Source organism: Brenneria nigrifluens DSM 30175 = ATCC 13028, from assembly GCF_005484965.1.
Taxonomy (GTDB): domain Bacteria; phylum Pseudomonadota; class Gammaproteobacteria; order Enterobacterales; family Enterobacteriaceae; genus Brenneria; species Brenneria nigrifluens.
The window spans coordinates 3,963,675-3,977,373 of the sequence record NZ_CP034036.1; the positions used below are offsets into that span (position 1 = coordinate 3,963,675).

Sequence of the window (13,699 nt, forward strand, 5' to 3'; positions counted from 1 at the left end):
TTAGCGGCGGCCTTTGGCGGCGCGCGGCGGACGGCCGACCGTCGCCTGATAGACCTTGAAACGCCCGGTTTGTGCCAGCACCTCGTGGCTGCCGAACGCCGCATCCAGCAGCGCCGGATAAGGCAGAAACGCATTGGCGACGATGCGCAGCTGCCCGCCGATCGGCAGATGGGCCACCGCGCCGCGGATCAGCATTTCCACCGCCTGCAGACTGGTTTGCAAACCGTCGTGGAACGGCGGATTGGAGACGATCAGGTCGAAGCGGCCGTTAATCTCCGAGTACACGTTACTGGCGATAACCTCCCCTTCAAGCTGATTCGCCGCCAGCGTCGCCCGGCTTGAGGCCAGCGCCCCGGCGCTGACGTCGCTGAGCGTCAGGCGGAGTTTCGGCGACCGCTGCGCCAGCACCGCGGCCAGCACGCCGGCGCCGCAGGCGATATCCAGCACTTTGCCTTTCATGTGCGGCTCAAAGGTGGAAAGCAGCAGTTGACTGCCCGGATCCAGCCCGTCGCGGCTGAATACGCCGGGCAGCGCCTTCACGGTCACGCCGTCAATCACATACTCTTCCCACCATTCCGCCAGGTCGAAGGTAGTCTGTTTTTCAATCCGTCCGTGGTACAGCCCGCAGCGCCGGGCGCTGTCGATTTTGGTTAACGGCGCGACCTCGGCCAGCATATTTTCCGCGCTGCGTACGCCGCTGCGGTTTTCCCCCACCACAAAGATTTCACAACCGACCGGCAGCAGCGACAGTAGGTTAAACAGCTGAAACTCCGCTTCCTGTTTACTCTTCGGCCAGTAGTAGATCAGCGTATCGCAATCCACCGCCAGCGCGGCATCCGCCAGCAGGCCGTAGTGAATATTATCCTCCAGCGAGCGCTGCAGTTGCTGCCAGTGATGAAACTGGGTGGCGTGGACGCGCACGGCGGCGGCGTCGAACTGCGCGGGCAAGGTGTCTTGTAAATCACCGGCAAACAGGACCCGGCGGGGGATAAATTCGTCGCTATGGCGCAGTATGACTTCACTGGCTGGGGTTAATGCGGACATCAGGCGGAAGCTCCTTAATAATTGAGCGGGGATTATATACTCTTCATCCCCGAAGTTGCAGCGATGTTGGCGCATGTCGGACGGGTTTGCTAGCATAGACGGCACAAACGCGATCCGCACGGGATAAAGCATGGCATCAAGACGTGACTGGCTGCTACAACAACTGGGTATTACGCAGTGGACGCTAAAGCGCCCGGCGGTGTTGCAGGGTGAAATCGCCGTCAGTCTGCCCGCTCAGGCGCGTCTGGTTATCGTGTCATCCGAACCGCCGGCCGACGACGATCCGCTGCTGGCCGACGTGCTGCGCAGCCTGGCGCTGACGCCCGAGCAGACGTTCACCCTGACGCCGCAGCAGGTGGTGATGCTCCCCGACGACGCCCGCTGCCACAGTTGGCGCCTGGGCGTTGATCAACCGCTGGCGCTGCAAGGCGTTCAACTCACCAGCCCGGCGCTGGCCGAGCTTTACCACAACGCCGACGCCAAACGGGCGCTCTGGCAGCAGATTTGTAAACATGAATGTGATATCACCCCTGACGCCAGCCGATCTGGCGCAAGCCTTTCAGATTGAACAAGCCAGCCACGCCTTTCCCTGGACGGTAAAAACCTTTGCCGGCAATCAGGGCGAACGTTATTTCAACCTCAAGCTGAGCCATAACGGGCAGATGGCGGCTTACGCCATCACCCAGGTGGTGCTGGACGAAGCCACGCTGTTCAACCTTGCCGTTCACCCGGACCACCAGCGCCGCGGTTTTGGCCGCCAGTTGCTGGAGCATGTGATTAACGAGCTGGAGCAACGCGGCATTGTTACGCTGTGGCTGGAGGCACGCGCCTCGAACCAACCGGCGCTAGCGCTGTACGAAAGCCTGGGATTTAACGAGGTATCGCTGCGGCGCGACTACTACCCCACCGCCGCCGGCCGTGAAGACGCCGTAATTATGGCGCTGCCGCTGGGGTAACGTTTTAGCTCCTCCCCCTAACAAGCTGTCTCTTAGTCACATATTTACTGTTAACGGTATATGTGAGTTCAGCGCTATTTCGTGCGCTAGAAGGCCGTCATTTCTCTGCTATGTCGCAGCACGCGCCCGACGCAGGGTGGTTCAAGCGCCACCACCCTCCGGACCCGGGCTGTGGCTGAAATCACGTCGCTGACGCGATGCCTTCGGCGGACGCCCCCGCGAATGCGCCGCTTCCCTGCGGCGCATTCGCGGGGGCGTCCACCTCAGCGTGATTTCTTACGCCGACGAAAAGCAAAGAACAAAGAACAAAGAACCAAGAATGAACCCAAGACCAGAATACACATGGCCTCTAGAGGTTCCTTGGATTTGTGTATAAGAGATAGCCCTAACAAGGGGGAGGCCGGGAGGGGGTGGCGGCAGGCGTCGCCTGTAGTGTTTCACCCCACCCCGACCCTCCCCTTCACAGGGGAGGGAGTTGGCTCCTCCCCCTGACAAGGGGGAGGCCGGGAGGGGGTGGCGACGATTTAGAAATCGATCGACATCGACAGCTTCAGCGAACGCGGGTCGCCCTGGTAAAGATAGGTGCCGTCATCATTGACGGATGACCAGTAGTTCTCATTGGTGACGTTTTCGATATTGGCGCGCCAGGTCAGCGTCTGGTCGTTTAGCGGCATACTGTAGCGCACGCCGAGATCCAGTCGCGTCCAGGGCTTCAGCTTCAGGGTATTATCCTGGTTGGCGTATTGCGAACCGGAGCGGATCACCGTGCCCGTCGCCGTCAGCCCTTCCAGCGGTTTGATATCGTATTCCGCCCCCAAGACCAGCTGATAACGCGGTACGCCGATAACATCCTTGCCGTCGTTGTTGCCGTCCTGCGTTTTCGTCTGCTGCGCCGCAATCCAGGTGGCACTGCCGTTCAGGCGCAGGCCGAACGTCGGCTCGCCGAAGACGTTCAACTCCATCCCTCGATGGCGGCGCTCGCCAAATAGGCCGTAGTTGCCCGTTTGGCTATCGATATACTCATTCGGCCTTTCTATTTCAAACAGTGCCAATGACCCGCCTACGCGTTGGTAATCAAATTTCACGCCCACTTCGTTTTGTTTGGCGACATAAATTCCGGTTACCTGGCCGACATTCGCCGCATTATACGGCGCGGTTTTTCCTGGCGACAGCGCCTCGATATGGTTGGCGTACAGCGAAATATGTTGCCACGGTTTAACCACCAGACCGTAGGCTGGCGTTACCTTGGTGCGGTTAAAAGCGCTGTCCCTCTCTTCGACGCCATCATAATCATAGTTACGCACCATCACTTCCTGCCGCCGCAGACCGAGCGTCAAAGCCACTTTATCGTCCAACACCGACAGCGTGTCGGACAAGGCGATACCCGAGCTTCTGATCCGGGCGCGCACGTTCGGGTTATTCATATCGCCATCCGCCCATTCTGTTGGTGGATACCCGATGTCGCCCGGACGGTAGATATTCGTCGGCCCGACGGACTCAGACATGGTATAAGCCGTCTTGTTTCTCGTGTACACGCCTGAATAGCCCAGATTGACCTTATGCTTGATAAAACCGGTATCAAACTGCCCGCGAATACCCAACATGCCGGAGAAGGTATCGCGCTCCAGAGGGACGCTTAACCGGGACAACGTTGCGTTGCCGTTATTGTCGCTTAACGTCGGCGAGGCGTAATTCCCTTCTTCATCCGCGCGACTGCTGCCGACCCCGGAATAAATCGTCCAGTTATCGGCCACGTCATATTCGCCGCGCCACATGCCGAAGGTGGTTTTCAGATCGGTATAAACCCAACTGGGACTGGAGTTCAGCGTGGCGTCCGGCGCCTCCGGAATGCGGGTGGCGCTGCCGACCCCGACGCCGATGCGCCCGCCGTGAACGGACTGATGCTGGTAGCCGGCGTCCAGCGAGGTGCGGAAACGATCGCCGCGATAATCCAGCCCGACGGAGGCCAGCGACATGCGCTCTTTCTGGTTGTGGATGGCGCTCTCCCCTTCGCGGTGCAAGACGTTGACGCGCACGCCGAACGCATTGTTATCGCCAAAACGCCGGCCGACGTCCAACGCGCCGCCCACCTTGCCTCTGGATTCATAGTCAACGGTCGCGCGCGTCAGCGCATCGTCGGCGGCGTGCTTCGGCTCTACGTTGACCGAACCGCCGACGCCGCTGCCTACGCCGCCGCCGGACACGCCGTTAACAAAGGCATTCGCGCCCTTAAACACTTCCACCCGCTCGATCATATTGGTGGAAACCATCTGACGCGGCATTACGCCGTACAGACCGCCGAAGGTGATATCGTCGCCGTCCATCACAAAACCGCGAATGCGATAGGTTTCCATAAAATTGCCGTAGCCTTTCAGCGTTTGGATCGAGGCGTCATTCTTCACCACGTCGGCCAGCGTTTCCGCCTGCTGCGAAAGGATCATCTTATCGGTATAGCTGATGACGTTAAACGGCACGTCGCGCGCGTTTTGCTGCCCCAGAAACCCCACCCGTCCGCCATTGGCGATTTGGCCGTCCAGATACGCGGGAACCAGCTCATCGCCGCCGGAACGGAAATTATCTTCCGGTTTGGCGATAACCGTGATGGTGTCTTTACTGCCCGATGCGCCAGGCTGCGGCGCGGAAGCGGAGGTCTCCGCCGCCAGCGGCATGGCGACGCCGGCGGCGGCCGCGCCGATCAGCAACGCAAGCAGCGTCGGCGCGCTGCGGGGAATTACCGCCTGTTTGGATATTTCTGAAATTGTCATGGGGGGTTCCGGGGAAAGTTAAATATAAATAATAATTATTTGCTTTCGCGATTATGCGAATGATTGCAATTATTGCAAGCGACATAATAATTTCCCTGCAAACTTTTTTACCGGGATCGACTTTCCTGATAACCGGGAGAAATAAAGCCCGGCAAAATGGGCCGCCGCCAGGATATGACGCGGCATTTTTGAACGGCTATGGCTGACCCATGGCGCCCACTACCGGCTCAGCCTGCGCGGCGAACCGGATAACCCCGATCAGCGCATCGCCGAGGATATCCGGCTGTTGATTGAGCAAAGCCTGGAACTGCTGCTGTCGCTGTTGAAAAACATCGCCCGCTTTTTCTCCTTTATCGTTATCCTGTGGCAGTTGTCCGGCGGCGAGCAGCAGCGGCTGTCGCTGCCGGGACGATCGTGCTGGCCGCGAGCCATCGGCCCGCGGTGTGCGCCCGGTTCGAGAAGCACTTTTGTCTAACGCCCTGCCACCGATAGCCGGCCGGCAGGGCGGGTACGGCCGGATTACTCGCTATCGCCCAGCAGAACGGATTCCAGTGCGATTTCGATCATCTCGTTAAACGTGGTCTGGCGTTCTTCGGCGGTGGTTTGTTCGCCGGAGCGGATATGGTCGGAGACAGTGCAGATAGCCAGCGCCCTGGCGCCGAACTCCGCCGCCACGCCGTAAATGCCGGCGGCTTCCATCTCCACGCCCAGAATGCCGTACTTTTCCATCACGTCGAACATTTGCGGGTCCGGCGTATAGAACAGGTCGGCGGAGAAAAGATTGCCGACGCGCACGTTCACACCTTGGGCTTTGGCGGCATCCACGGCGTTACGCACCATGTCGAAATCCGCGATGGCGGCGTAGTCATGGTCTTTAAAGCGCAGGCGATTTACCTTGGAGTCGGTGCAGGCGCCCATGCCAATCACCACGTCGCGCAGTTTTACGTCGCCGCGCACCGCGCCGCACGAGCCAACGCGGATGATTTTCTGCACGCCGAACTCGGTGATCAGCTCTTTCGCATAGATGGAGCAGGAGGGGATCCCCATGCCGTGGCCCATCACCGAAATCTTGCGGCCTTTATAGGTGCCGGTGAAACCCAACATGCCGCGCACATTGTTGACTTCGCGGGCATTTTCCAGAAAGGTTTCGGCGATATACTTTGCGCGCAGCGGGTCGCCCGGCATCAGTACCACGTCCGCAAAATCACCCCTTTCCGCATTAATATGTGGCGTAGCCATGCTTTTATTCCTTATTAATCAACATAAAATCACTCGCGCTCCAGCAGGCGCAAGGTTAAAAACACCTGTCGCGCCAGGCGCGACGTAAGTTCAGCAATCGTTTGACCCGACCCCACCCCGGCCCTCCCCTTCGCAGGGGAGGGAGAACGCCCGCCCTGGCAAGGGGGAAGCCGGGAGGGGGCCGCGGTAAGCGTTTTACAATATCGACTTGCCGTAATCCATCGCCGATAACCCGAAATACTTCGCCACCGTCTGGCCGATATCCGCAAACGTATCGCGGTGCCCGTAGGAACCGGGTTTCACTTTCGGGCCGTAAATCAGCACCGGCACATTTTCGCGGGTATGGTCGGTGCCGTGCCAGGTCGGGTCGCAACCGTGGTCGGCGGTGAGGATCAGGATGTCATCCCCGGTCACCCGCGAGAGCATTTCCGGCAGGCGACGATCGAACAGCTCCAGCGCGGCGGCATATCCCGCCACGTCCCGGCGATGGCCGTAGGATGAGTCAAAATCGACGAAGTTGGTAAATACGATGGTGTTATCTCCCGCTTTGTCCATTTCCCGCAGGGTCGCATCGTAAAGCGCGTCAATTCCCGTGGCCTTCACTTTTTGAGTAATACCGACCTGCGCATAAATATCGGCAATCTTGCCCACCGACACCACCTCGCCGCCCTGTTCTTCCACCAGCTTTTTCAGGATGGTCGGCGCCGGCGGCTCCACGGCCAGATCGTGCCGGTTGCCGGTGCGCTGGAAGTCGCCGGGCTTATCGCCGACGAACGGACGGGCAATCACCCGGCCGATGTTGTAACCGCCGGCGGTCAACTCTTCGCGGGCAATCTCACACAGCTCGTAGAGTTTCTCCAAACCGAACGTCTCTTCGTGACAGGCAATCTGGAATACGGAGTCGGCGGAGGTGTAGAAAATCGGCTTGCCGGTTTTCATATGCTCTTCGCCCAGCTTATCCAGGATCACCGTGCCGGAAGAGTGGCAGTTGCCCAGATAGCCCGGCAGATTGGCGCGTTGCACCAGCTTATCCAGCAGTTCCTGCGGAAAGCTGTTTTCTTCATCCTTGAAATAGCCCCAGTCGAACAGCACCGGCACCCCGGCGATTTCCCAGTGGCCTGACGGGGTATCCTTGCCTGAGGAAATTTCACTGGCGTACGCGTAGGCGCCGATAATATCCGCCTGCGGATCCAGACCCGCAGGAAAAGCGCCGGTGGACTCCTCGGCCGCTTTTCCCAGCCCCAAGCGGCTCAGGTTGGGCAAATGCAGCGGCCCTTCGCGCCCCTGGTCGGCCTTGCCCGCCGCGCAGGCCTGGGCAATATGGCCCAGCGTATCCGAACCAGCGTCGCCAAAGCGCTCCGCATCGGCGCTGCTGCCGATGCCAAACGAGTCGAGCACCATAATATAGGCACGTTTCATTATTTATCTCCTGCATTGTTACACGCGGCAGGCACAGCCTGTCGGCGTTGGAAAATAGAGATCACACCTCGTCCGCGTTCATGCGGCGATAGATAACCGGCGTTGTCGGCGCCGCTTGCTCGCCCACAGCGATCGCCGCGCGCACGTCGTTCGCCGCCTGCCGCCATTGCGCTTCCGTATTGGCGTGGATCACCGCCAGCGGCCGCTGGCCGTCGACGCGCTCTCCCAGGCGAACCACCTCATTCAGCCCCACGCTGTAATCAATGACATCGCCGGCCTGGCGGCGTCCGCCCCCCAGCGTCACCACCGCCATGCCCAGCGCCCGGGTATCCATGGCGGTCACAATGCCGTCATGGTCGGCAAAAACCGGCTTGCTTAACGTGGCGGCCGGCAAATAGCGCGCATAATGATCGACAAAATCGGCGGGACCGCGCTGCGCCGCCACCATCCGGCCGAACACCTCCGCCGCCTGGCCGTTATCCAGCACCCTTTGCATCTGGGCGCGGGCGTCCGCGGCGCAGTCGGCCAGCCCGCCGGCCAGCAGCATCTCTTCGCACAGCGCCATCGTCACCTCATATAGCCGCGGGTTGCGATGCTCCCCGGTAAGGAAACGCACCGCCTCGCGCACCTCCAGCGCATTGCCGGCGCTGGAGGCCAGCACCTGATTCATATCGGTCAGCAGCGCGCTGGCGCGGCACCCCGCATGATTGGCGACCCCGACGATCGCCTGCGCCAACTGCTCCGAAAGCGCATAGGTCGGCATAAAGGCGCCGGAACCCACCTTGACATCCATCACCAGCGCATCCAGCCCTTCAGCCAGTTTTTTCGCCAGAATGGAGGCGGTGATCAGCGGTATCGAATCCACCGTGGCGGTAATGTCGCGCGTGGCGTAAAAACGCTTATCCGCCGGCGCCAGCGAGCTGGTCTGGCCGATAATCGCCACGCCGACCTGCTGGATGATGCGCCGGAAAGCGGCGTCATCCGGGAAAATATCCAGCCCGGGAATGGATTCCAGCTTATCCAGCGTGCCGCCGGTATGACTCAGCCCGCGCCCGGAGATCATCGGAACGTATCCTCCGCAGGCGGCGACCATCGGCCCCAGCATCAGCGAGGTCACATCCCCTACGCCTCCGGTCGAATGTTTATCCACCAGCGGCCCGTTCAAATTCAGGCGCTTCCAGTCAAGCACCGTGCCGGAGTCGCGCATCGCCAGCGTCAGGGAAACGCGCTCCGCCATCGACATATCATGGAAGTAGATGGTCATCGCCAGCGCGGCGATTTGCCCTTCCGACACCGTGTTATCGCGGATGCCGTTAACAAAGAAGCGGATCTCTTCGTCGCTCAAGGGATTGCCGTCACGTTTCTTGCGAATGATTTCCTGAACCAGAAACAAAGCATGCTCTCCTGATGAGTGAATAAAAGCACCGTTTATATTTTGCAATCGCTGGTGGCGCGCGCTCAATAACCGCCGTGCCGGACCGTTGACTGATGGCCCAACGCCGACAGCAGATTGGCCAGCAAACTTGATGCCCCGAAGCGGAAATGCCGCGCGTTAACCCACTCCGGTCCCATAATCTCATCGGCCAGTTGCAGATAGATTGCCGCCTCCGCCGCGGTGCGCACGCCGCCCGCCGCCTTGAATCCCACTCGTTCGCCCACGCCTTTATCACGAATCGCCCGCAGCATGATTTCCGCGCTGTGCGGCGTGGCGTTGACCGCGATTTTGCCGGTGGAGGTTTTGATAAAATCGGCGCCGGCGTCAATGGCGATCTCGCTGGCCTGGCGAATCAGCGCGTCCTGTTGCAATTCTCCGGTTTCAATAATCACTTTCAGCAGCACATTGGCCGCCTCGCAGGCCGTTTTACACGCCCGCACCAGATCAAACCCGATTTGCGCGTCGCCGGCGATCAATGAACGGTAAGGGAAGACCACATCCACTTCATCCGCGCCGTAGGCAATCGCCGCGTTGGTTTCCGCCAGCGCGATAGCGATGTCGTCGTTGCCGTGGGGGAAATTGGTTACGGTGGCAATACGGATCTCCGGGGCTCCCTGCTCGCGCAGTACCTTGCGCGCCAGCGGAATAAAGCGCGGATAGATACAGATAGCGGCCGTTTTGCCCGCCGGGCTGTTCGCCTGCCGGCACAGCGCCGTCACTTTCTCATCGCTATCGTCATCGTTAAGGGTGGTTAAATCCATCAGCTCCAGCGCGCGTTGCGCCACAGCGGTTAACATTGTCATACAACTCTCCAACTGGTCAGCCGGTCCGACCGGCGAGGGATTATGGCTAGGTAGATATTGGATAACATCATGGGTATTTGACCATGCCGCGCCGGGCTATTTTGCGTTGCCATTCACACTTAATGTAACAATGATGTAATAGGGTGAGATTATATGTGATCTGGGACACATATAATGCACTATTCCTGATTTATTGCGCCAATTATAGGTTGCGGCTATCCCCCGCCGGCGACGTTGATTTCCACCGTGATATGAACCAGCCCTTTATGCGCCGCCAGACGCAGCTTGTAATAATCCGGGCTGACCGGCTGAGCGGTGGTCAAACTCAGGATACAGGCGTATTTAGCCGTTCCCACCCGCCATACGTGCAAATCGGTAAGTTCGGCGGCAATGGGACTGGCGGTAATAACCTCCCGGATTTCGTTCACCACCGGCGCATCCATTTCGGCATCCAGCAAAACGCGGCTCGTCTGGCGAATCAACCCGTAGGCCCACACGGCAACAAGCCCCGCGCCCACCATGCCCATAACCGGATCCAGCCAGGCGGCGCCCCAGAGCTTGCCGCCGATCAGCGCCGCAATCGCCAGAACGGAGGTTGCCGCATCGGCAATCACGTGAAGGTAGGCCGAGCGCAGATTCAGATCCTGATGCCTTTCATGCGCTGGCGGCTCATGGGCGTGGTGATGGCCCGATGCGGCATGATCATGGTCTGCGTGGCGATCTTGATGCCTATGTTGATGATGCATATGCTGATGATGTGCGGCACGATCGCCGTGAGCATGATGGTCATGATGGTCATGATGGTCATGGTGGTCATGGTGGTCATGGTGGCCGCGCAGCAGCCAGGCGCAGGCCAGGTTAACCAGCAGCCCGCCCACGGCAAGCGCAATGGCCTGATTGTATTGAATGGCGGCCGGATAAAATAGCCGCTCTACCGACTCGTACAGCATCACGATGGCGACGAGCACCAGCAAAATGGCGCTGGTAAATCCGCCCAGGACTTCGATCTTCCAGGTGCCGAAGGTAAAACGGCGGTCCGCCGCCAGCCGCCGGGCCGCGGCGTAAGCCATCACCGACAGTCCCAGCGCCAGCGCGTGCGAACTCATATGCCAACCATCCGCCAGCAGCGCCATGGAGTTGAAGTACCATCCACCGACGATTTCCGCCACCATCATCACCGCAGTCAACAATGCGGCATATCGGGTGTTCCTTTCCGCCAGAGGATTGCCGGCGTCAAAAACGTGAGAATGCGATCCGTATGTTTGTGGTATTTGCGACATCTCTTCTCCGCCCCTGACTCATGGGTACTGAAACTGAGTATAACGCAGCGCCGGTCGGCGAGCATCGACACCCGTCGCCCGTCACCGTAAAATGCCGGGACCCGATGCAACAACAGCGATAACCATGAGTGATAACCATGCCATGACCGAACGCCCCGCCGACCCCTGCTGGTATCTGTATATGCTGCGTACGACAAGCGGCCTGCTCTACACCGGCATTACCACCGATGTGGCGCGCCGTGTGGCTCAGCATCAGGCGGGAAAAGGCGCGAAGGCATTGCGGGGAAAAGGCGCGTTGACGCTGGTGTTCCAGTGTCCGGCGGGCAGCCGCTCAAGTGCGTTAAAGCTGGAGTACCGCATCAAGCAGTTGAGCAAAGGCCAGAAAGAGAGGCTGGTGCGCGACCAGCCTGCGTCGTTGTCCGATGGCCTATGCCAGAAAACGATGGAAGGGCTCGGCATACTCCACTAATCCGCTCGCGCCTTCAAAATGGTTATCCGTCAGCGGATAAACCTGAAAAGCCGCGGCGCCCTCCGGCCAGCGGCAGTGCAGCTGTTGCTGCGCGGCGGAAACAAAGCCAAAACGGCCATAGTAGGCCGGATCGCCGAGTACCACCACGGCGGTGTAGCCGAACTCATTCAGCGCATCCAACCCCTCGTACACCAACTGCTGACCAATCCCCCGGCGGCGCAGGCTTTCCTCCACCGCCAGCGGCGCCAGCGCCACCCACTGGCGGTCTTCCCCTTCGAGCAGCACCGGGCTGAAAGCGGCGTATCCCACCACCCCGCCCTCATCATCCGTCGCCACGATCCCCAGCGTCAGCTGACCGTCTTCGCGCAATTGATGAACCAGCTCGGCTTCGGCGTCGGTCGGAAACGACCGCCGCAACAGACTGTCGATCCCTGCGGCATCCACCGGAATTTCAACGCGCACTAACATGAAGCGGGCGCGTGATCGGTCGATTGCACCACGCCCTCCCGCAGCCCCGCTTCGACAAAATCAGCCAGTTGCAGCAGCCCAATGCGCAGCGGCGCGGGCATGGCTTCCAGCTCGATGGCGTCCATCAGGTTTTTTACGTACAGCCCGAGTTCGGTATCGCCCTCGATGCGCAAACGGCGCTGGAAAAACAGCGTGTCGGGATCTTCCTTACGCGCCGCGATCAGCACAAGATCGTTGGCATCGGCGCTGAAGCTGACATCCGCCGTTTCCTCATCGCTCACCGCCAGCCGGTTATCGCGCAGCGTCATAAACCACCGCAGCCCGACGTCCCGCACCTCTATCCTCAACCAGCGACCTTCCAGAAACGCCAGTTCGCCCTCTTCCAGCGCCTGGCGAAACTGCCAGCGCAACATTTGTTCCAGAACCTGACGCCGTATGGCAAAAGGAGTGAACTTTAATGGCTTGCCCAATAAGCCCGGCCCTTGACGCACAATCCGCGCCCGTAGTTTTTCCAACACTGGCGTACTCCTCTTAAAGCAATCCGACGGTTCAGATAATCTGCACTCATTTTGCCACATCGCGCCAAAGCAGCCGAGGTCTATGTCAATAATTTAGCCGGTTCTTCACCGCTGCCGACAGCGCGGATGCAAGGCTTAGCCGTTCATTACACGATTAGCTGGTTTAAATCAAAGTCCTGCGCTGACGGCTTAATTAACATCATCTATTGTTAAAAATATTTATCGACTGATAAAAATTTCATTGATCCACCAACATCATTGATCGCCTCGGCGCGTTCGAGTGCTTTGATTAATGAAGGAAAGTGTATGGAACTGCTTTGCCCCGCCGGAAACCTTCCGGCACTGAAAGCCGCTATCGACAATGGCGCGGACGCGGTCTATATCGGCCTGAAAGACGACACCAACGCCCGCCACTTCGCCGGACTCAACTTTACCGACAAGAAACTGCAGGAAGCCCGCGATTACGTGCACCGTCACCGGCGCAAACTGCATATCGCCATCAATACCTTTGCCCACCCGGACGGTTACCAGCGCTGGGAGCGCGCCGTGGATATGGCGGCGCAAACCGGCGCGGACGCGCTGATCCTGGCCGATCTGGCGATGCTGGAATACGCCGCGCGTCGCTACCCCGAGATTGAACGACACGTCTCGGTGCAGGCTTCCGCCACCAATACCGAGGCGATTCATTTTTACCAGCGCCACTTTGACGTCTCGCGTATCGTGCTGCCCCGGGTGCTTTCCATCCATCAGGTAAAACAGCTGGCGCGCACCAGCCCGGTTCCGCTGGAAGTGTTTGCTTTCGGCAGCCTGTGCATTATGGCGGAAGGGCGCTGCTATCTTTCCTCTTACCTGACCGGCGAGTCGCCGAATACGGTGGGCGCCTGCTCGCCGGCGCGCTTTGTGCGCTGGCAGCAAACCGCGCGCGGGATGGAGTCGCGCCTGAATAACGTGCTGATCGACCGCTATCAGGATGATGAAAACGCCGGCTACCCGACGCTATGCAAGGGACGCTATCTGGTGGACGGGCAGCGCTATCACGTGCTCGAAGAGCCCACCAGCCTGAATACGCTGGAACTGCTGCCCGAACTGCTGGCGGCCAATATCGCGTCGGTAAAAATAGAAGGGCGCCAGCGCAGTCCCGCCTATGTCAGCCAGATCACCCGCGTCTGGCGGCAGGCGATTGACCGCTGCGTCGCCGACCCCGCCGCATTCAGCCCGACGCAGGAGTGGATGGATACCCTCGGCGCCGTGGCGGAAGGCACGCAAACCACGCTGGGCGCCTATCACCGCAAATGGCAGTAGC

14 protein-coding genes are annotated in these 13,699 nt (G+C 59.7%); 5 read left to right on the plus strand and 9 right to left on the minus strand.

Annotation, left to right across the window (positions count from 1 at the left end):
• Positions 1–1,044, minus strand: coding sequence for a 16S rRNA (guanine(1207)-N(2))-methyltransferase RsmC (rsmC, locus tag EH206_RS18580; RefSeq protein ID WP_009114419.1), 1,044 nt, complete (start codon positions 1,042–1,044; stop codon positions 1–3).
• Between the two features lie 130 nt (positions 1,045–1,174).
• On the opposite strand from rsmC, the gene EH206_RS18585 reads away from it, so the two are divergent.
• Both EH206_RS18585 and rimI read left to right on the plus strand, forming a co-directional pair.
• Positions 1,175–1,612, plus strand: a complete 438-nt coding sequence (locus EH206_RS18585) for a DNA polymerase III subunit psi (protein WP_009114420.1) — start codon at positions 1,175–1,177, stop codon at positions 1,610–1,612.
• A complete protein-coding gene (gene rimI / locus EH206_RS18590; RefSeq protein WP_009114421.1) occupies positions 1,557–2,000 on the plus strand; it encodes a ribosomal protein S18-alanine N-acetyltransferase in 444 nt (147 codons plus the stop codon). The genes EH206_RS18585 and rimI overlap by 56 nt, the downstream gene beginning before the upstream one ends.
• Before the next feature lie 524 nt (positions 2,001–2,524).
• Here rimI and EH206_RS18600 read toward each other — a convergent pair.
• Positions 2,525–4,765, minus strand: coding sequence for a TonB-dependent receptor (locus EH206_RS18600; protein WP_009114422.1), 2,241 nt, complete (start codon positions 4,763–4,765; stop codon positions 2,525–2,527).
• A gap of 232 nt (positions 4,766–4,997) precedes the next feature.
• On the opposite strand from EH206_RS18600, the gene EH206_RS23660 reads away from it, so the two are divergent.
• A complete protein-coding gene (locus EH206_RS23660; RefSeq protein WP_425456680.1) occupies positions 4,998–5,240 on the plus strand; it encodes a hypothetical protein in 243 nt (80 codons plus the stop codon).
• Positions 5,241–5,284: 44 nt separating this feature from the next.
• Here the strand turns inward: EH206_RS23660 and deoD are convergent, their stop codons facing one another.
• The 5 genes from deoD to EH206_RS18630 form a co-directional block, all read right to left on the minus strand.
• Complete coding sequence (gene deoD / locus EH206_RS18610) at positions 5,285–6,004, minus strand: purine-nucleoside phosphorylase (protein WP_009114423.1); 720 nt, start codon at positions 6,002–6,004, stop codon at positions 5,285–5,287.
• A gap of 195 nt (positions 6,005–6,199) precedes the next feature.
• Entirely contained in the window at positions 6,200–7,423 is a 1,224-nt protein-coding gene (gene deoB, locus EH206_RS18615) for a phosphopentomutase (RefSeq protein ID WP_009114424.1), read from the minus strand.
• A gap of 61 nt (positions 7,424–7,484) precedes the next feature.
• Positions 7,485–8,816, minus strand: coding sequence for a thymidine phosphorylase (deoA, locus tag EH206_RS18620; protein ID WP_009114425.1), 1,332 nt, complete (start codon positions 8,814–8,816; stop codon positions 7,485–7,487).
• 65 nt (positions 8,817–8,881) lie between these two features.
• Positions 8,882–9,661 (minus strand): deoxyribose-phosphate aldolase, encoded by a 780-nt coding sequence (gene deoC / locus EH206_RS18625; protein WP_009114426.1) that lies wholly within the window; start codon positions 9,659–9,661, stop codon positions 8,882–8,884.
• 215 nt (positions 9,662–9,876) lie between these two features.
• Positions 9,877–10,941: a cation diffusion facilitator family transporter gene (locus EH206_RS18630; protein ID WP_009114427.1), complete on the minus strand. Its 1,065-nt coding sequence runs from the start codon at positions 10,939–10,941 to the stop codon at positions 9,877–9,879.
• Between the two features lie 142 nt (positions 10,942–11,083).
• Here EH206_RS18630 and EH206_RS18635 point away from each other — a divergent pair, with 142 nt between their 5' ends.
• Positions 11,084–11,410: a GIY-YIG nuclease family protein gene (locus tag EH206_RS18635; RefSeq protein WP_040344118.1), complete on the plus strand. Its 327-nt coding sequence runs from the start codon at positions 11,084–11,086 to the stop codon at positions 11,408–11,410.
• Here the strand turns inward: EH206_RS18635 and EH206_RS18640 are convergent.
• Together EH206_RS18640 and ubiT are read right to left on the minus strand one after the other, a co-directional pair.
• Entirely contained in the window at positions 11,369–11,878 is a 510-nt protein-coding gene (locus EH206_RS18640; RefSeq protein WP_009114429.1) for a GNAT family N-acetyltransferase, read from the minus strand. The genes EH206_RS18635 and EH206_RS18640 overlap by 42 nt on opposite strands.
• The gene (gene ubiT / locus EH206_RS18645) at positions 11,872–12,396 is read right to left on the minus strand and encodes a ubiquinone anaerobic biosynthesis accessory factor UbiT (RefSeq protein ID WP_009114430.1); all 525 of its coding nucleotides are present in this window, start codon (positions 12,394–12,396) and stop codon (positions 11,872–11,874) included. Before ubiT ends, EH206_RS18640 begins: the two co-directional genes overlap by 7 nt.
• 306 nt (positions 12,397–12,702) lie before the next feature.
• Here ubiT and ubiU point away from each other — a divergent pair, with 306 nt between their 5' ends.
• Positions 12,703–13,698: a ubiquinone anaerobic biosynthesis protein UbiU gene (ubiU, locus tag EH206_RS18650; protein ID WP_009114431.1), complete on the plus strand. Its 996-nt coding sequence runs from the start codon at positions 12,703–12,705 to the stop codon at positions 13,696–13,698.
• The last annotated feature ends 1 nt before the right edge of the window (position 13,699 follow it).